This is a genomic window from Acidovorax sp. 69 (assembly GCF_002797445.1).
Taxonomy (GTDB): Bacteria; Pseudomonadota; Gammaproteobacteria; order Burkholderiales; family Burkholderiaceae_C; genus Acidovorax.
Window position 1 is genome coordinate 3221567 of sequence record NZ_PGEP01000001.1, and the last position, 17807, is coordinate 3239373.

The window sequence follows — 17807 nt, forward strand, 5'->3', positions numbered from 1 at the left end:
ATGTTCAGAACTGAGGGCAAGCCGAGGCCTTCGCCTCGGAAGTCCGTGACCGCCTCCGAAGCAACAAGTCCAGCACCACTTGAGGCCATCCGGCGGGCGCGGGAGCAACGCGCCCGCGTGGGACTGAACCTGTTCTGGCGTACGTTTTTTCTCCTTGCGCTGCTGCTGGTGGGCAGCATCCTGGCTTGGCTGCAAACTTTGCGTGCGCTCGAATTCGAGCCACGCACGCTGCAAACGGCGCAACAGATCGCGTCGCTCGTCAACCTGAGTAGAGCGGCGCTGGTGCACTCCGATGCGATCGCGCGGGTATCGCTGATCAAGACCATGGCAGACCAGGAGGGTGTCCGCATCCTTCCGCGCGAGCCCAAGGACAAATACGCGCTGCTCGACCCCACTGCGCTGGGGAATCGGCTGACCGATGAACTCACAATGCGCCTGGGTCCCGACACCATCGTGGCCCAGAGCGTGAATGGCGAAACCGGTCTATGGGTGGGCTTCAATATCAACGGTGACCCTAACTGGCTGCTGATGGACCGTTCCCGGTTCAGCCCTGCCGGTGGCCGCACCTGGCTGATCTGGCTCATCACGGCCGCAGCACTGTCGCTGGCGGGCGCTGCAGCCATTGCACGTTTGATCAATCGTCCGCTCAAGCAACTGTCTTACGCTGCAAACCGGGTCAAAGACGGCGACTTTGCCGCCAGCCACTTGGATGAAGAGGTTGTAACCAGTGAAATCCGTGAAGTAAACATCGGCTTCAACCGCATGGCCCAGAAACTGGCCAAGCTTGAGCAGGATCGCGCCGTGATGCTTGCAGGGATTTCGCACGATTTGCGCACGCCACTGGCACGCTTGCGACTGGAAACAGAGATGAGCGTCAACGACGAAGTAGCGCGCGAACACATGGTCGCCGACATCGTGCAACTCGACGCCACCATCGATAAGTTTCTCGACTACGCACGGCCCGATCACGTCACGCTGACCCCCGTCAACCTGCATGCCGTGGTGTCATCTTGTGTGTATGCCGTACAGGACCACCGCGAATTGCAGATCACGATGTCGGTGCCTGAAGACGTCAACGTGCTGGCCGACGAAGTCGAGTTGGCCCGTGTGATTTCGAACCTGCTGGAAAACGCCAGACGCTATGGAAAAACAGAAGAAAGCGGCATTACCAGCGTAGACATCGTTGCCAAGAGCCGTGAAAACTGGGTGCTGATCAAGCTACGTGACCACGGTGCAGGGGTGCCACCAGAGCAACTGTCCAACTTGACCAAACCATTTTTCCGTGGCGACTCGGCCCGCACGGCAGCAGCAGGCGCGGGCCTGGGCCTGTCCATCGTCGACAAGACGGTGCAGCGCATGGGGGGCATCTTTGCACTGGCCAACTCCAGCACAGGCGGCTTGGTGGCGCATCTGCAACTTCAGCGTGCCACCGACCTACCAGAGGGCGCAGACCCGAAGCAGCGCCTGCAGCGCCCCGCCATCAAGCGCCAATTGCCCAGGCGCCGCGCCGAGGACAAGACCGCCTGAAACCCTGCTGCTACCAACAATAGAAAGCCCCGCTGGACGGGGCTTTCTATTTGGTACCGCAATGCTTGGTTAAAAATCCGGGCACACACAAGCGCGAGACATGGCCAGCGAATTTTGTATGGTGTTGGGTTATGTGCGTTTCGGTGTACTCAGCGCACCATGCAAGGCGCCTTGTTGTTGAACTTCCAGCCCGGGATCAGGTACTGCATCGCAATCGCGTCGTCGCGCGCACCCAGGCCATGCTGCAGGTACAGGCGGTGCGCGCGCTCCACCTCGTCCATGTCCAATTCCACGCCCAGGCCGGGTTTCTTGGGCAACTGGATGAAGCCGTCCTTGATCTGGAACGGCTGTTTCGTCAGACGCTCGCCGTCCTGCCAGATCCAGTGCGTGTCGATGGCGGTCACGCGGCCCGGGGCGGCGGCGCCCACGTGGGTGAACATGGCCAGCGAGACGTCGAAGTGGTTGTTCGAATGCGAGCCCCAGGTCAGCCCGAAGGCCTGGCACATCTGCGCCACGCGCACCGAGCCGGCCATGGTCCAGAAGTGCGGGTCGGCCAGGGGGATGTCCACCGACTGCAGGGCCAGGCTGTGCGCCATCTCGCGCCAGTCGGTCGCCACCATGTTGGTGGCGGTGGGCAGGCCCGTGGCGCGGCGGAACTCGGCCATCACCTCGCGGCCCGAGAACACGCCTTCGGCACCGCAAGGGTCTTCGGCATAGGCCATCACGCCGTGCAGGTCGCGCGTGATGCGGATGGCGTCCTTCAGCAGCCAGCCGCCGTTGGGGTCCAGCGTGACGCGGGCGTCGGGAAAGCGCTCGTGCAGCGCGCGGATGGCCTCGACCTCTTCCTCGCCGCGCAGCACGCCGCCCTTGAGCTTGAAGTCGGCGAAGCCATAGCGCTCGTACGCCGCCTCGGCCAGGCGCACGATGCCCTCGGCGTCCATGGCCTTTTCGTTGCGCAGGCGGAACCAGTCGTTGTCGGCACCGGGCTCCGTGCGGTAATTGAGATCGGTCTTGGCGCGGTCGCCCACGTAGAACAGGTAGCCCAGCATCTGCACCGCCTCGCGCTGCACACCATCGCCCAGCAGCGCGGCCACGGGCACATTCAGGTGCTGGCCCAGCAGGTCCAAGAAGGCCGACTCCACCGCCGTCACGGCATGGATGGTGATGCGCAGGTCAAAGGTCTGCAGGCCGCGCCCGCCCGCGTCGCGGTCGGCAAACTGGGCGCGCATGGCATTGAGCACCGCGTTGTGGTGGCCGATGGGCCGGCCCACGATCAGCGGCCGCGCGTCCTCGATGGTCTGGCGAATCTTCTCGCCGCCGGGCACCTCGCCCACCCCGGTGTTGCCCGCGCTGTCGCGCAGGATGATCAGGTTGCGCGTGAAGAAGGGGCCGTGCGCACCGCTCAGGTTCATGAGCATGCTGTCGTGGCCCGCCACGGGCACCACGCGCAGCTCGGTGACGACGGGGGTGCTGGCAAGGGCTTCGGGGGCTGTGGAAGGTGTGTTCATGGTGGTTTTCAGTGGCTAAGCCACGAGGCGGGCGATTGGGTGGAATGCGCGCGGCCCAAGCCAGGACCGCCGCGCAAGGGCCGCCCCGCCGCGCTGGCGGTGTCCCCCTTCCCGAATGGCGCAGCCATTCGAGAGAAGGGGAAGGCGCGAAGCGACTCAGAGGGTTGTATCGAATCAATCTGCAGTGATCTTTCGGGTTTCGATCACTGTCTTCCAGCGCGCGAACTCTCGCGCCTGGTAGGCGGTGAAGGCTTCGGGCGTGCTCGCCACGATCTCCAGGCCCTGCTCCAGCATGCGCTTCTTCACGGCGGGGTCGTTCATGGCGGCGATGGCGGCGTCCGCGAGCTTCTTCTTGAGCGCAGGCGGCAGGCCCTTGGGCGCGGCCATGCCTTGCCAGGAGTAGACCTCCGCACCGACGACCCCAGACTCAGCCAGCGTGGGCACATCGGGCAGCACCGGGCTGCGCTTGTCACCCGTGACGGCGATGGCGTGCAGCTTGCCGGCACGGATGTGCTGCAGCACGGCATTCACGTTCTGGAACGAAAAATCCACCTGCCCGCCCAGCAGGTCGTTGATGGCCGGTGCGCCGCCCTTGTAGGGGATGTGCAGGCCTTCGGTGCCGCTTTGCTGCCAGAACACTTCGGCCGAGAGGTGGTCCGAAGAGCCGTTGCCCGAACTGGCGAAGCTCACCTTGCCGGGGTTGGCCTTGAGCTGGGCGATCACCTCCTTGACGGTGCGGGCCTTCTGGTTGGGCGCGGCCACCAGCACGTTGGGCGCCTGCACGGGCACGGTGATGTAGTCAAAGTCCTTGAGCGCGTCGTACGGCACGCTCTTGAGCAGGTGCGGCGCCACGACGAAGGCACCGAGCGAGGACACCAGCAGCGTGTAGCCATCGGGCGCAGCGCGCTTGACCATGCCGGCGCCCAGCGTGCCCGTGGCACCGGGGCGGTTGTCCACCACGAAGTTCTGCCCCAATTTGTCGCCCATGTGCAGCGCCATGGCGCGGGCCACCATGTCGGTGGAGCCACCGGCCGGGAACGGCACGACGATGGTCACGGGTTTCTCAGGCCAGGGGGTGGTCTGTGCCGTTGCGGCAAAGGCCAGGGTGCAGGCGCTGGCAAGCAGCAGCAGTTTCTTGACGAACATGGTGGATGTCTCCGGAGGTGAAGGGGGTGGTCAATGGCCCTCTTGCGGGGCCTTGATCGTTCGATTTCTTCGGGGGTGCGCAGGCCGCGTTTACTGGGGACCCAGCTTCGCAATCAGCGCCTTGAGCTGCTCCATCTCGGCAGGCTTCAAGTCCGTCAGCGGCGCACGCACCGGGCCCGCACCATGGCCCACGATGGTGGCGCCCGCCTTGATGATGCTCACGCCATAGCCTTCCACCTTGTTGCGGATGTCCAGGTAGGGCATGAAGAACTCCTTGAGCAGCTTGTGCTGCGTCGCTGTGTCATCAGCGGCCACCGCCTTGTAGAAGTCCATCGCCGTCTTGGGGATGAAATTGAACACCGCCGACGAATACACCGGCGTGCCCAGCGCCTTGTAGGCCGCTGCATACACCTCGGCCGTCGGCAGGCCACCCAGGTACGAAAAACGGTCACCCATCTTCATGAAGATGGACGACATGGTCTCAATGTTGCCCACGCCGTCCTTGAAACCGATCAGGTTCGGGCAACGATCGGCCAGGGTGGCCAGCGAATTGGCGGTCAGCTTGGTGCGGTCGCGGTTGTAGACGATGACGCCGAACTTCACGCTATTGCAAACGGCCGCCACATGCTCGATCAGGCCCTCCTGGCCGGCTTCGGTCAGGTAGTGGGGCAACAGCAGGACGCCGTGGGCACCGGCCTTCTCGGCCTCCTGGGCGCACTGGATGGCAAAACGCGTGGGGCCACCGGCACCGGCAATGATGGGCACCTTGCCGCGGCAGGTGTCCACAGCCGTCTTGATGATGGAGGGGTACTCGTCACCGGTGAGCGAGAAGAACTCGCCCGTGCCGCCGGCGGCGAACAGGGCGGTGGCGCCATAGGGGGCCAGCCATTCCAGGCGTGCGGCGTAGCCCTTGGCGTTGAAGTCGCCCTGGGCGTCGAAATCCGTGACGGGGAACGAGAGCAGGCCGGAGCCCATGATGGATTTGAGTTCTTGCGGGTTCATGGTGGTTCAGTGGGCCGGGTGGCCGCTCTATGGAACAGGTCGTACAAGTGTTGAATTACTCCAGTCCCGTAGGTCGATTCGAACTGGAAAGGAATTTCAACGCTGCAAGGACCCGTGAAAAAGACACTCAAACCAGTTCCAAGCAGCTATTAATGCCAATGTTAACGTTAACATTTCCAATGAACATAGTGAAAACCCTTTGTTGTATGACATTGATATCTCCAGGTGACGTGGCTGCCACAGCCGGGTCACCGAACTTGTCCAAATCCTGCGCCCCCTTGCAACGCCCTGCGCAAGCAGGGGCTATGAAAACACAAGGCCCGCATGAATGGATGGTGTCCTGTGGAGGTGCACCCTTTCCTACGCAGTGCGGCCGCTCACTGCAATCTTCGGTCCGATCAATCCCGGCACCTAGAGCCAAAAGGTCGGTCAGAGATGTCTCGCGCCCCCTCATGCCCCCGTCGCGACCTATAGACTCGCTCCACCATGCACCCGCCCACCCCGCACCCAGCGCCTGCCACAGCAACGCCCGCCCGCGACCGCCCTGTGGTCACGCTGCGTGAGGTGGCAGAGCGTGCGGGGGTGTCGATGATCACAGTCTCTCGCGCGATCAATACGCCGCACCAGGTGTCTGAGCGCACGCGGGTGCGCGTGCAGGAGGCCGTCTCAGCGATGGGCTATGTGCCCAACCTGGTGGCAGGCGGCTTGCGCTCTTCGCGCAGCCATGTGGTCACGGCGCTGGTCCCCACCCTCACGGGTCCGTTGTTTGGCGAAATGGTTCATGCACTCACCGAGGCCCTGGAGTTGCGTGGCTTCCAGGTGATGCTGGGTCAGGTGGGCTACGCCCGATCGCGTGAGGACGAATTGTTGCGCGCCATCGTGGGCCGGCGGCCCGACGGCATCGTGCTCACAGGCATCATGCATTCGCCGCAAGGGCGGAGCATGCTGCTGGCATCGGGCATCCCCATCGTGGAGACCTGGGACTTCAGTACCACCCCCATCGACATGCTGGTGGGCCTGCGGCATGAGGAGCTGGGCGCTGCCGTGTGCGAGCATCTGCATGCCAAAGGACGGCGGCGGTTGGCACTGCTCAGCGGCGGAGACGAACGCGCCGCACGCCGCTGCGCAGGTTTTGAGGCCGCAGCCCAACGCCTGGGCCTTTGCGCACCCACGATCCGACTGGGCAAATCACCTACCACCCACGCCGACGGGCGCTCTGGTCTGGCGGCGCTGTTGGCCGAACAGCCTGACATCGACGCGGTGTTCTGCAGCTCCGACATGTTGGCACTGGGGGTGCTGACCGAGGCCCGGGTGCGCGGCATCGCTGTGCCCCAACAACTGGCAGTGATCGGGTTTGGAGACATCGAATTTTCCCAGACCGTGAGCCCCAGCCTCACCACGGTGCGCATCGACGGAACCCGCATGGGCCAGACAGCCGCCCACCTGATTGCAGATCGCGCAGAGGGCAAGACGGTGGCTTGTCCGGTGGTGGACATCGGTTTTTCGATCATCCCGCGCGAAAGCGCTTGAATCATCGACCCTGAGGGGGACGCATGTCGCCCTCCTCGTTGCGCTCACACAGCGAAGATGAGCGCAGCCGCCCTGGCCTCCATGGCCAAACCCTGCCCTACCGGCCCCAGCCGCTCGGCCGTCTTGGCCTTCACATTCACCTGCCCTTCGGCGACGCCCACAGCGTGTGCAATGGCGGCACGCATGCTGGGGATATGCGCGGCCAGGCGCGGTGCCTGTGCGATCACGGTGCTGTCGATGTTGCCGATCTCGTAACCGGCCGCACGCACACGCCGCGCCGCTTCGGCCAACAGCACGCCGGAATCAGCCCCGCGAAACGCCGCATCCGTATCGGGAAAATGGGTGCCGATATCCCCCAGGGCGGCGGCGCCCAACAACGCATCGGTGATAGCGTGCAACAGCACATCAGCATCCGAGTGGCCAAGCAGCCCCATGGGGTGGGCAATGTCCACCCCCCCAATCACCAGCCGACGGCCGGGCACCAGCGCATGCACGTCCCAACCTTCACCAATCCTGAAATTCATTCGTTGCCTTCGTTTTTGCTCGTCCTACGACCTGGGTTTTGCCCGGCGCCTGCCACGCCCAGCCATGGGGCGATACACACAAGCGCTGGCGCAGACGTCAGAACAGATTCTTCTTGCCCGGGGCGGTGCTGACCAGGCCCCGGTCACCACCAAAACGCTCCAGCGTCGTTCCATGCGCGCGTGCAGCCAGCACCGCTGCGGCCAACGCGAAATCATCGGGGTACGTGACCTTGAAGTTCTGCGCCCCGCCCTGCACCAGCCGCGGATGCATACCCATCGCCTCCATGGCACTGGCTTCGTCGGTCACGTTGGAGCCCACCTTGTCCATGGCATCCATCAGCGGGCCAATGCGGAACATCTGCGGCGTCTGCGCCAGCCACTTGTCACTGCGGTCCACGGTAGAGGCCACGCGCACGCCCCCGGGGCCGTCGATAGAGGTCTTGAGGGTATCGGCCAACTTGTGCGCCAGCAGCCCTCCCACACTGTCGCCCGCACACTGGTCGATGAGGGTATCGATCTGCTCGGAGGTCACCAGGCAGCGCGCAGCATCGTGCACCAACACCCAGTCATCGCGCTGCGCGCCCCGCTCCAGCAAGGCCTTGAGGCCACCCAGCACCGTGTCGGCCCGCGTCGGGCCTCCACACTCCACCACAAAAAACGTGGGATGGGTGTGTGCATCCAGAAACCGGTCCCCGGGCGCCACCGCCACCAAGGTGCCCAGCAACCGCCCGACCCCTGCAAAGGCGGCCAGCGTGTGCAACACCATGGGTTGCCCGGCCACCAGGTGGTACTGCTTGGGCAGAGGGAGCGCAGGCGAGGGAGGCAAGGCGGCCTCTGCAGAAAACGCAGCCATGGTCGATGTCGTTGGGACAGCGCCATCTGAACCAGCTGCAAACGCTGCAAACGCTGCAGACGATGCAACCGCCGCAACGGCGCGCGCGCCAATCCCTGCGCAGGGGATGAGCGCCCAAAATCGACCGTGGGCAGACAAGGGGACGAGCGGAGGTTGCAGCAACGGAGCAGTCATGAGTGGCTCATTCTAAAATCTCCCATGGCCCCCCATCCAGCCCGTGCGCGTTTCGCGCCCCTGGGGATGCGGCGGGTTCTGACGATAGACACCGTCCGCATGGAACTCCCCAAACTCTCCCTCGGAAAACGCTTCACCCTGCCCCGCCCCCTGGGCAGCGCGGACTCGCTTCTGCTGGCCCGCCTGGCTGAGCGCGACAAGGCCGCCGGCCGGACCACCGCCATCGTCACGGCCGACGCCACCGATGCGCAGCGCCTCATCGAGGAAATGGCTTTTTTTGCGCCCTCGCTGCGCTGCGCCTTGTTCCCCGACTGGGAGACGCTGCCCTACGACACCTTCTCGCCGCACCAGGACCTGATCAGTGAGCGGCTGGCCACGCTGTGGCGCATCAGCCAGAAGGACAAGGACACGGGGGCCGATGTGGTGCTGGTGCCCGCCACCACGGCGCTGTATCGGCTGGCACCGCCCTCCTTCCTGGCGGGCTACACCTTCCATTTCCAGGTCAAGCAAAAGCTCGACGAAGCGAAGTTCAAGGCCCAGCTCACGCTGGCCGGGTACAGCCATGTATCGCAGGTGGTGAGCCCTGGCGAATACGCCGTGCGCGGCGGGCTGATCGACCTGTTCCCCATGGGCTCGCTGGTGCCTTACCGCGTGGACCTGTTCGATGACGAGATCGACAGCATCCGCACCTTCGACCCCGACAGCCAGCGCAGCCTGTACCCCGTGCCCGAGGTGCGCCTGCTGCCAGGCCGCGAGTTCCCCATGGACGACGACGCGCGGGCCAAGTTCAGGAGCCGATGGCGCGAGATGCTGGAGGGCGACCCGACCAAGAGCCGCATCTACAAGGACATGGGCGCGGGCGTGGCCACGGCGGGTATCGAGTACTACCTGCCGCTGTTCTTTGACGAGACCGCCACCGTGTTCGACTATCTGGGCGGCGAGGCCACGGTGGTGCTGCATGGCGACCTGGAACCGGCCTTCCAGAGCTTTTGGCAGGACACCAAGGACCGTTTTCGCCTGGTGCAGGGCGATCCGGAACGCCCCGTACTGCCGCCCGATGCGCTGTTCCTCTCGGCAGACCAGTTCTACACGCGCGCCAAAGAGCATGCCCAGCTGTCTCTGCGCCCCGGCGTGCAGGACGTGGATGACAACCCGCATTTCCACAAGCTCGGCGACCTGTCGGTGGTGCGTGGCGCCGAAGACCCGCTGGCCCGCCTGCACGCCCACATCCGCAACACGCAGCACCGCGTGCTGTTGCTGGCCGAGAGCGATGGTCGGCGTGAAAGCCTGCTCGACTTTCTGCGCGCCAGCGGCGTGAACCCACCGGCCTTTGACTCACTGGCTGAGTTCCAGGGCGATGCCACCGAGAAGGTGGGCATTGCCACGGCGGGTCTCACCGTGGGCTTCAGCTGGATCGAGGACGGCATCGACTTCGTCACCGAGACCGAGCTGTTTGCCGCGGGCCCCACCACGCGCCGGCGCAAGAAGCAAGAGCAGGTAAGCGACGTCGAAGCGCTCATCAAAGACCTGGCAGAACTGACCTTGGGCGACCCCGTGGTGCACAGTGCCCACGGTATTGGCCGCTACCGGGGCCTGATCAACATGGACGTGGGCAACAAGAACCCCGACGGCACGCCCGCCATGCAGGAGTTCTTGCACCTCGAATACGCCGACAAGGCCGTGCTCTACGTGCCCGTGAGCCAGCTGCAGCTCATCAGCCGCTACACCGGCGTGAGTGCCGACGAAGCCCCGCTGCACAAGCTGGGCAGCGGCCAGTGGGAAAAGGCCAAGCGCAAGGCTGCCGAGCAGGTGCGCGACAGCGCGGCCGAACTGCTCAACATCTACGCCCGCCGCGCGCTGCGCCAGGGGCATGCCTTCCGCTACAGCCCGCAGGACTACGAGACCTTTGCCAACGACTTTGGCTTTGACGAAACCGCCGACCAGAACGCTGCCATCCACGCGGTGATCCAGGACATGATCAGCCCCCGCCCGATGGACCGCCTGGTCTGCGGCGACGTGGGCTTCGGCAAGACCGAGGTGGCCCTGCGTGCGGCCTTCGTCGCCGTCACGGGCGGCAAGCAGGTGGCCTTCCTCGCGCCCACCACCCTGCTGGCCGAGCAGCACTACCAGACGCTGGTGGACCGCTTCAGCAAATGGCCGGTGAAGGTGGCCGAGGTCTCGCGCTTCCGTTCGGGCAAGGAGATCACCGCCGCCATCAAGGGCATCGGCGACGGCACAGTGGACATCGTGGTGGGCACGCACAAGCTGCTGTCCGAGTCCACCAAGTTCCACAACCTGGGCCTCTTGATCATCGACGAAGAGCACCGTTTCGGCGTGCGCCACAAGGAGCAGATGAAGGCCTTGCGCGCCGAGGTCGATGTGCTCACACTCACGGCCACGCCCATCCCCCGCACGCTGGGCATGGCGCTCGAAGGCCTGCGCGACCTGTCGGTCATTGCCACTGCGCCGCAGCGGCGCCTGGCCATCAAGACCTTTGTGCGCAACGAGGGCACGGGCGTGATCCGCGAAGCGGTGCTGCGCGAACTCAAGCGTGGCGGGCAGATCTACTTCCTGCACAACGAGGTGGAGACCATCGAGAACCGCCGCCAGAAGCTCGAAGAAATATTGCCCGAGGCGCGCATTGCCGTGGCCCACGGCCAGATGCCCGAGCGCGAGCTGGAGCGCGTGATGCGTGACTTTGTGGCCCAGCGCTACAACATCCTGCTGTGCTCGACCATCATCGAGACCGGCATCGACGTGCCCACGGCCAACACCATCATCATGAGCCGCGCCGACAAGTTCGGCCTGGCGCAGCTGCACCAGCTGCGCGGCCGCGTGGGCCGCAGCCACCACCAAGCCTATGCGTACCTGATGGTGCCGGACATCGAAGGGCTGACCAAGCATGCGCAGCAACGGCTTGACGCCATCCAGCAGATGGAAGAGCTGGGCAGCGGCTTCTACCTGGCCATGCACGACCTCGAAATTCGCGGTGCGGGCGAGGTGCTGGGCGAGAACCAGAGCGGCAACATGCTGGAAGTGGGCTTCCAGCTGTACAACGAGATGCTGAACGAAGCCGTCAAGGCGCTCAAGGCGGGCAAGGAGCCTGACTTGCTGTCGCCCCTGTCGGTCACCACCGACATCAACCTGCACGCCCCCGCCCTGCTGCCCGACGACTATTGCGGCGATGTGCACCTGCGCCTGTCGTTCTACAAGAAGCTGGCCACAGCCAAGAACCCCGACCAGATCGACAGCCTGCTCGAAGAGATCGTGGACCGATTTGGCAAGCTGCCGCCGCAGGCGCAGACCCTCATCGACGTGCACCGCCTGCGCGTGCTGAGCCAGCCCTACGGTGTAGTGAAGGTGGATGCGGCCCCGGGCGTGATCAATATCACCTTCAAGCCCCAGCCGCCCATCGACCCGATGCGCATCATTGAGCTGATCCAGAAGAACAAGCACATCAAGCTGGCGGGCAACGAGAAGCTGCGCATCGAGCGCGAGCTCAAGGACCCCAAGGACCGCGCTCAGATGGTGCGGGACATCCTGCGCTCGCTGGGGCAGCCAGTGGCCGCATAGCGATGTAAAAACAGATTGAAATTGGCTTCTAGCGCTTATCCGCAAAGCGCTAACAGCTATCAAATTCATAGTTCATCCAATGGAAGCTGCCCTGGCCCTGATCGCCCTCGCCGCTGCGCTGGCCGCCCGCCCCTGGCGGTTGCTGGCCAGCCGCCAGCCCTTGGCGCAGGAAGCGCAGCACGGATCCCCCGCCGCGCTGTGGACGCCTCTGCTCGCCACCCTCGTCCTGCTGCCGTGGGTCTGGGCCCTGCCCACCCTGCACCACATGCCGTTGCAACTGCAGTGGTCCGGCGCGTGCCTGGTGCTGCTGATGCTGGGCTGGCCGCTGACTGTGCCCACCTTGCTGGCGGTGGGCGCTGTCGCGGCGCTGGTCTCGCCCAGCCTGGGTTGGTGGGATGCGCTCGCTATCGCCGTGTGGCAGGGCGTGGTGCCCGCCACGCTGGCGCTGCTGCTGGGCGTGTTGTTGCGCCGCCTGGCGGGGGCCCCATCGCTGGCGGGCGTGCGCGCCTTCGTGTATGTGCTGGGCCGTGGTTTTCTGGGCACCGCGTTGTGCCTGTTCGTGGCGGGCACCTTGTCGCAATGGAGCGGCCACACATTGCCGGGCGTGGGCGATCAGCTCTCGCTCGTGGCGCGCTGGCTGATGGCCTGGGGGGATGCTGCGGTCACCGGGATGTTGTGCGCGGTGTTCGTGGCCTTCAAGCCCCAATGGCTGGCCACCTGGTCGGATGAGCTCTATTTGCGGCAAAGAAACGGCTGAAGCGCTTATCCCAAAAGCGCTAGCAGCTATAAAAAGAGAAGCACTCGCACCCCCAACGGGTCCAACGGCTGGCGGGCTCCGGACCTCTGGTGCAGGAATTGCTTAAGTACGGAACACGCGGTATACCCGTGAGAAAGCAAGCCCCCCTGCCAGCCAGACCGGCTCGCCCCGCCTGCTTGTCCGTCCACCTTTTGGGAGTTGTTCCATGCCAATTCGGCGTCTCATCCCGGCCCTGGCCAGCACCTTTCTTGCGCTCTGTTCCGCAACTCCCGCCTTGGCCCAAGGCACCTACCCCGATCGCCCCGTCAAAGTCATCGTGGCCCTGCCAGCAGGCGGCAGTGCCGACATGATTGCGCGCGTGGTCTCGCAAAAAATGTCGGCCGAGCTGGGCCAGCCCTTTGTGGTGGACAACAAGGCCGGGGCGTCGGGCCAGATCGGCACGCCGCTGGTCTCGCGCGCTGCATCCGATGGCTACACGCTCATGGTGTCGCCTGCATCCTTTTTGACCACCAACAAGAGCATTTTCAAAACCCTGCCCTACGACCCTGAGGCCGACTTCGTGCCCATCACCAAGTTCGTGAACCAGCCCATGGTGCTGGTGGTCAAAGACAAGCAGAAATTCCCCACCGTGGCCGCGGTGATCGCCGCCGCCAAGGCGGCACCAGGCAAGCTGACCTATGCCTCGTCAGGCGACGGCAGCCCGCAGCACCTGGCGGGGCTGATGTTCACCACCCGCACCCAGACCGATCTGCTGCATGTGCCCTACAAGGGCGGCGCCCCGGCCATCAACGACGCCCTGGCGGGCACGGTGGACATGCTGTTTGCCGTGTTGCCCGAGGCGCTGCCCCACATCCAGTCCGGCAAGCTGCACGCGCTGGGGCTGATGGCCGCGCAGCGCACGGGCACCCTGCCGCAGACGCCCAGCATGACGGAAGCCGGTGCACCCGAGATGAACCTCTCCGCCTGGGTCGGCCTGCTGGCACCGGCCAAAACACCCCAGCCCGTCATCGACCGTTTGCAGCGCGCCGCACACGCCGCGCTGGCCGACGCCGACATCAAAGCGAAGCTGGCCGCCAGCGGCATGGAGGTGGCGCCCGGCACCAGCCAGCAACTCAAGGACGCGATCACGCAGGAGATCAAGATCCACGCCGAGCTGGTGAAAGCGGCGGGGCTGGTTCCGCAATAGTCCGCAGCACTCCATGCAGGGGATGCACTGAAACAATGCAGCCTCATTGCGACGCGGGCTCGCTGGGGATCAAGCGGCGCGCAGTTCGGTCTTGCGCTCGATGATGCGCGAGACCAGCCCGTATTCGACCGCCTCTTGGGCCGACAGCCACCGATCTCGCTCAATGTCGAGAAGCACCACCTCCAGCGGCTTGCCCGTCTCGCGCGCGATCGTCCGGGCGATGCGCTCACGCGCCTTGACGATCTCGCGCGCCTGAATGGCGATGTCGCTGGCGGGGCCCCCTGTACCACCGCTGGGCTGGTGGATCAGAAACCGCGTATTGGGCAGGCAACAGCGCTTTTCCAGAGGCGCAGCGAGGAAAAGATGGGCGGCAGCGCTGCCAACCCAGCCGGTGCCAATCATGTTCACCGGCGCAGCAATGAAACGCAGGATGTCGTGGATGGCATCGCCAGACTCCAGATGCCCGCCTGGCGAACTCACCAGCACATCGATGGGGTCGGCGCTTTCGGCATCCAGCGCAATCAAACGGCGCGTCACGTCTGCCGCCATCACATCGGTCACGCTTCCGAAAATCAGCAAGGTGCGCGCTTTGAAAGCCTTTTCTTCCAGGTAGGAGGTGCGGGGCTCGGTGCTGGTGGATGGTTCAGGGGTGTCTGGGGTGGTGTTCATCGCACAATCCGGTAGTTGAACTGCCTTGACGAACGAGGCGCCGATCGCGTGACGCGCACCGCGCAGGCCGTATGGCAAGATTTCCCCATGCACGATGACCGACTGCTGCCCCTGATCGAAACCGACCGCCCCCGCCTGGTGCGAGCCGCCACCCGCCTTCTGGGCCCCACCGAGGCCGAAGACGCCGTTCAGGACGCCTACCTGCGAGCCCTGGAAGCTGACGCCATGCTGCAGCTCAATGTCGCCCAGGCATGGCTCCTGACCGTGGTGCGCAACCTGGCCATTGACCGCCTGCGTCGGCGAAAGTGGCTGCAGCAATGGCTGGCAGAGGCGAGCGCGGCCCGCAGCTCCGAGCCCACGACGCCCTCTGCCGAGGCAGATGCCGCGCGGGCTCAGGAAGCGGTCCACGCACTGCGTCTGCTTGCGGCACACCTTGCACCCGCCGATGGCGCTGCCCTGCTGCTGCACGAGGTGTTCGAAGCCAGCCATGCCGAGATTGCCTTGGCCAGCGGCAAGACCGAAGCTGGCAGTCGCCAGCAGCTGCGAAGGGCGCTGCTGCGCCTCCCGAAAGCGGGCGGCGCGCACCTGCCCCATCCCGAGCGCGAGCTGGACCCCACCGAAGAGGCCACGTTCCGCCTGTATCTGCAGTCCCTGCAACTGCGTGATCCGCAGACGCTGTGGGCGATGCTCAATCAGCCGGTGGTCCGCGCTGCGGCGAGCCTTGCGAACTGCGCGAAGGCGCCTGCAATGGCGGCCGCGGCACCTTCATTGGCAGGCGTTACCACCAGTGCCGTGGTGCAGATGGGCGGCCAGCTGGGCCTGGTGCTCACGCTCGATGGCATCACCCTGTGCGTGTTGCCCCTGGGTGTGCAGGCAGAACGCGACGAGGACCCTGTGCCGGTGTGAGATGCAGCAGAGGCGGCCCGCACTGTTATTCACATAACCACCGGGGCAAAAACGGGGCATGCCTGCCGCCGCCGCCTCGCATCCCGTCGCGCCTCGGACCACACGGGCCTCGACCACCAGACCCTGGCGTACCCGCCTCGTGCGCAGCCATGCCGTGCGCGAGCGATACCATTGCGGGTTATTTCGCTTGCTCACATTTTTGCCTTTTCGCATCGCCATGAAAAACGCCACCGAATTCGCCCCAGGTCTTGTCGTCCAGGGCATCGAGCCCCCCCTGTCCCTTTCGAGCTACAAGCTCATCGCGTTTGACATGGACTCCACCCTGATCAACATCGAATGTGTGGACGAGATCGCCGATGCCGCAGGCCGCAAGGCCGAAGTGGCCGCCATCACCGAAGCGGCCATGCAGGGCGTCATTACCGACTACAAAGAAAGCCTGCGCCAGCGCGTGGCGTTGCTCAAGGGGGTGACGGTGTTGCACATGGAGCAGGTGTTCAGTGAGCGACTGCGCTTCAACCCTGGCGCCAGGGAGCTGATCGCCGCCGCCAAGGCTGCGGGCCTGACCACGCTGCTGGTTTCGGGCGGCTTCACCTTCTTTGCCGACCGCGTGAAGGCGGGGCTCGGAATCGACTTCGCCCGCTCCAACATGCTGGAGGTGGACAACGGCCTGCTCACCGGCCGCATGGTAGACCAAGCCTGGGGCGACATCTGCGACGGCGCCGAAAAGCGCCGCACCCTGCTGGAGGTGGCCTCGCTCATGGGCATCTCGCCATCGCAGACCATCGCCGTGGGCGATGGCGCCAACGACCTGCCCATGATGGGCGCTGCTGGCCTGTCAGTGGCCTACCACGCCAAGCCCGCCGTGCGCGCGCAGGCCAAGGTGGCGATCAACCAGGGCGGGCTCGACCGCCTGCTGGAAGTGCTGCGCTGAGTGGCCAGCGCCCCAGGGCGCTGTCTTCTGCTGCGCACCAGCTGCTGCACCACGCGTGCGGCATCTCGTCCAGCCGGTACAGTGCGTGACAATTACTACTATTTTTATAGCTGCTGACGCTTATTGAACAAGCGCTACAGCGTTGTTTTTACTCAAACTCTGGCGCATCCGGCAACCCAGGCAAGGGTTGTGGTGGAGTGCGAATAGCGCCATTGCGCGGCACCGCCACGGTCGGCCACAGCCCGCGCCCCGTGGGCGAAGCCGGTGCCATCAGGTCAGCCAGCGTCACCCCATCCAGCACCGCCAGATAGGCCTGCATGGCCTGGCTCAACACACCCTTGAGGCGGCAATGGCTGCTCAAGCGGCACTGGTTGGTGGTGGGGTCAAAACACTCCACCAGATTGAAGTCCGTTTCGGTGGCACGCACCACCGCACCGATATTGATGGCGGTAGCGGGTTGCATCAATCGCATGCCACCACCCCGGCCTCTTGTGGTCTCCAGCATGCCTTGCGCAGACAACTGCTGCACAATTTTCATCAGGTGGCTGCGTGAGATGCCATAGCCTTCGGCCACCTCGGTGATGGTGACAGGCTGGGCCCGCCCCTCGGTAGCAGCGCAGTACATCAGCACGCGCAAGGTGTAGTCGGTCCATTGGGTCAGGCGCATGGGATTTGCCGCAGGTCAATTAAAAAGATGTACTTGTTCTGAATTTTATTGGATAAAATATTCACATCAAATGAATCTTTAAAGGAACCCCCATGAACGCCCGCATCGATACCCTGCAAGTACCCCAGACCACCCTCAGTACCGACCAACAGATCGGCCAGATTGCCGTGCAGTTGCCCGGCGCCACTGCGGTGTTCCGGCGTCTCAAGCTGGATTTTTGCTGCGGTGGTCAGGTGAGCCTGGCCAAGGCGGCGGCCGACAAGGGTCTGGACGCCAACGCCGTGCTGGCCGAACTGTCAGCCTTGCAGCGCAGCGACGCCGTGCCCGAAGCCGCATCACCCAGCGCACTGATTGACCACATCCTGGCCCGCTATCACGAGGTGCATCGCCAGCAACTGCCCGAGCTGATCCGCATGGCCCGCCGCGTGGAGGCCGTACACCGCGACAATCCGGATGTGCCCGTCGGACTGGCCGACCACCTGGAAGCAATGCACGAAGAACTGCTGTCGCACATGCTCAAGGAAGAGCAGGTGCTGTTCCCCATGCTCAAGGCCGGTGGCAACCCCTTTGTGGGTCAGCCCATCGGCATGATGCGCGCTGAGCACGTGGACCATGGCGAGGCACTGGACAAACTCAACGCCCTTACCCACGACGCCACGCCCCCTCAAGGCGCGTGCAATACCTGGCGCGCACTGTATGCCGGCATCGCACAACTGGGCGACGACCTCATCAACCACATCCACCTCGAAAACAACGTGTTGTTCCCATCGTTCGAGGCCAGCGCGGCGCCTGCGCAAGGTTGCGGCCCTTCAGGCTGCGCCTGCAGCGGCGCTGGCACACTGCAGGCATGAGCC

At 64.7% G+C, this 17807-nt stretch carries 15 protein-coding genes; 8 read left to right on the forward strand and 7 right to left on the reverse strand.

All coding sequences use genetic code 11. The features are described 5' to 3' along the window. Positions 1-1527 carry a sensor histidine kinase gene (locus CLU85_RS14725; protein WP_100410915.1) on the forward strand — a complete coding sequence of 509 codons (1527 nt, stop codon included), beginning with the start codon at positions 1-3 and terminating at the stop codon, positions 1525-1527. A gap of 149 nt (positions 1528-1676) precedes the next feature. Here CLU85_RS14725 and gudD read toward each other — a convergent pair whose 3' ends face one another. The 3 genes from gudD to kdgD form a co-directional block, all read right to left on the reverse strand. Continuing rightward, positions 1677-3035 carry a glucarate dehydratase gene (gene gudD, locus CLU85_RS14730; RefSeq protein ID WP_100410916.1) on the reverse strand — a complete coding sequence of 453 codons (1359 nt, stop codon included), beginning with the start codon at positions 3033-3035 and terminating at the stop codon, positions 1677-1679. A gap of 174 nt (positions 3036-3209) precedes the next feature. After that, positions 3210-4181 carry a tripartite tricarboxylate transporter substrate binding protein gene (locus CLU85_RS14735; protein WP_100410917.1) on the reverse strand — a complete coding sequence of 324 codons (972 nt, stop codon included), beginning with the start codon at positions 4179-4181 and terminating at the stop codon, positions 3210-3212. A gap of 90 nt (positions 4182-4271) precedes the next feature. Next, positions 4272-5183, reverse strand: a complete 912-nt coding sequence (gene kdgD, locus CLU85_RS14740) for a 5-dehydro-4-deoxyglucarate dehydratase (protein WP_100410918.1) — start codon at positions 5181-5183, stop codon at positions 4272-4274. Positions 5184-5669: 486 nt separating this feature from the next. On the opposite strand from kdgD, the gene CLU85_RS14745 reads away from it, so the two are divergent. Next, complete coding sequence (locus CLU85_RS14745) at positions 5670-6713, forward strand: LacI family DNA-binding transcriptional regulator (RefSeq protein WP_100410919.1); 1044 nt, start codon at positions 5670-5672, stop codon at positions 6711-6713. A gap of 44 nt (positions 6714-6757) precedes the next feature. Here CLU85_RS14745 and ispF read toward each other — a convergent pair whose 3' ends face one another. Both ispF and CLU85_RS14755 read right to left on the reverse strand, forming a co-directional pair. Continuing rightward, a complete protein-coding gene (gene ispF / locus CLU85_RS14750; protein WP_100410920.1) occupies positions 6758-7237 on the reverse strand; it encodes a 2-C-methyl-D-erythritol 2,4-cyclodiphosphate synthase in 480 nt (159 codons plus the stop codon). Between the two features lie 97 nt (positions 7238-7334). Next, complete coding sequence (locus tag CLU85_RS14755) at positions 7335-8264, reverse strand: 2-C-methyl-D-erythritol 4-phosphate cytidylyltransferase (protein ID WP_100410921.1); 930 nt, start codon at positions 8262-8264, stop codon at positions 7335-7337. A gap of 99 nt (positions 8265-8363) precedes the next feature. Here CLU85_RS14755 and mfd point away from each other — a divergent pair, with 99 nt between their 5' ends. The 3 genes from mfd (at position 8364) to CLU85_RS14770 (ending at position 13780) form a co-directional block, all read left to right on the forward strand. Beyond that, positions 8364-11837: a transcription-repair coupling factor gene (gene mfd / locus CLU85_RS14760; RefSeq protein WP_100410922.1), complete on the forward strand. Its 3474-nt coding sequence runs from the start codon at positions 8364-8366 to the stop codon at positions 11835-11837. A 79-nt stretch (positions 11838-11916) separates the two neighbouring features. Beyond that, on the forward strand, positions 11917-12594 hold the full coding sequence (locus tag CLU85_RS14765; RefSeq protein ID WP_100410923.1) for a hypothetical protein: 678 nt from the start codon (positions 11917-11919) through the stop codon (positions 12592-12594). Positions 12595-12799: 205 nt separating this feature from the next. Then, the gene (locus CLU85_RS14770; protein ID WP_100410924.1) at positions 12800-13780 is read left to right on the forward strand and encodes a tripartite tricarboxylate transporter substrate binding protein; all 981 of its coding nucleotides are present in this window, start codon (positions 12800-12802) and stop codon (positions 13778-13780) included. A gap of 69 nt (positions 13781-13849) precedes the next feature. On the opposite strand, the gene CLU85_RS14775 is transcribed toward CLU85_RS14770, so the two are convergent. Further along, positions 13850-14449, reverse strand: coding sequence for an ATP-dependent Clp protease proteolytic subunit (locus CLU85_RS14775; RefSeq protein ID WP_100410925.1), 600 nt, complete (start codon positions 14447-14449; stop codon positions 13850-13852). An 87-nt stretch (positions 14450-14536) separates the two neighbouring features. Here CLU85_RS14775 and CLU85_RS14780 point away from each other — a divergent pair, with 87 nt between their 5' ends. Together CLU85_RS14780 and serB are read left to right on the forward strand one after the other, a co-directional pair. Next, positions 14537-15355, forward strand: coding sequence for a sigma-70 family RNA polymerase sigma factor (locus CLU85_RS14780; protein ID WP_100412565.1), 819 nt, complete (start codon positions 14537-14539; stop codon positions 15353-15355). Positions 15356-15572: 217 nt separating this feature from the next. Then, the gene (gene serB, locus CLU85_RS14785) at positions 15573-16286 is read left to right on the forward strand and encodes a phosphoserine phosphatase SerB (protein WP_100412566.1); all 714 of its coding nucleotides are present in this window, start codon (positions 15573-15575) and stop codon (positions 16284-16286) included. 148 nt (positions 16287-16434) lie between these two features. Here serB and CLU85_RS14790 read toward each other — a convergent pair whose 3' ends face one another. Continuing rightward, positions 16435-16953 (reverse strand): Rrf2 family transcriptional regulator, encoded by a 519-nt coding sequence (locus CLU85_RS14790; protein ID WP_100410926.1) that lies wholly within the window; start codon positions 16951-16953, stop codon positions 16435-16437. Between the two features lie 92 nt (positions 16954-17045). On the opposite strand from CLU85_RS14790, the gene ytfE reads away from it, so the two are divergent. Continuing rightward, the gene (gene ytfE, locus CLU85_RS14795) at positions 17046-17804 is read left to right on the forward strand and encodes an iron-sulfur cluster repair protein YtfE (protein WP_100410927.1); all 759 of its coding nucleotides are present in this window, start codon (positions 17046-17048) and stop codon (positions 17802-17804) included. Positions 17805-17807: the final 3 nt, after the last annotated feature.

Bases quoted from the DNA above. Each gene is read 5' to 3' on its own strand.
- CLU85_RS14725 (WP_100410915.1), top strand. From the start codon at position 1: ATGTTCAGAACTGAGGGCAAGCCGAGGCCTTCGCCTCGGAAGTCCGTG.
- gudD (WP_100410916.1), bottom strand. From the start codon at position 3,035: ATGAACACACCTTCCACAGCCCCCGAAGCCCTTGCCAGCACCCCCGTC.
- CLU85_RS14735 (WP_100410917.1), bottom strand. From the start codon at position 4,181: ATGTTCGTCAAGAAACTGCTGCTGCTTGCCAGCGCCTGCACCCTGGCC.
- kdgD (WP_100410918.1), bottom strand. From the start codon at position 5,183: ATGAACCCGCAAGAACTCAAATCCATCATGGGCTCCGGCCTGCTCTCG.
- CLU85_RS14745 (WP_100410919.1), top strand. From the start codon at position 5,670: ATGCACCCGCCCACCCCGCACCCAGCGCCTGCCACAGCAACGCCCGCC.
- ispF (WP_100410920.1), bottom strand. From the start codon at position 7,237: ATGAATTTCAGGATTGGTGAAGGTTGGGACGTGCATGCGCTGGTGCCC.
- CLU85_RS14755 (WP_100410921.1), bottom strand. From the start codon at position 8,264: ATGACTGCTCCGTTGCTGCAACCTCCGCTCGTCCCCTTGTCTGCCCAC.
- mfd (WP_100410922.1), top strand. From the start codon at position 8,364: ATGGAACTCCCCAAACTCTCCCTCGGAAAACGCTTCACCCTGCCCCGC.
- CLU85_RS14765 (WP_100410923.1), top strand. From the start codon at position 11,917: ATGGAAGCTGCCCTGGCCCTGATCGCCCTCGCCGCTGCGCTGGCCGCC.
- CLU85_RS14770 (WP_100410924.1), top strand. From the start codon at position 12,800: ATGCCAATTCGGCGTCTCATCCCGGCCCTGGCCAGCACCTTTCTTGCG.
- CLU85_RS14775 (WP_100410925.1), bottom strand. From the start codon at position 14,449: ATGAACACCACCCCAGACACCCCTGAACCATCCACCAGCACCGAGCCC.
- CLU85_RS14780 (WP_100412565.1), top strand. From the start codon at position 14,537: ATGCACGATGACCGACTGCTGCCCCTGATCGAAACCGACCGCCCCCGC.
- serB (WP_100412566.1), top strand. From the start codon at position 15,573: ATGAAAAACGCCACCGAATTCGCCCCAGGTCTTGTCGTCCAGGGCATC.
- CLU85_RS14790 (WP_100410926.1), bottom strand. From the start codon at position 16,953: ATGCGCCTGACCCAATGGACCGACTACACCTTGCGCGTGCTGATGTAC.
- ytfE (WP_100410927.1), top strand. From the start codon at position 17,046: ATGAACGCCCGCATCGATACCCTGCAAGTACCCCAGACCACCCTCAGT.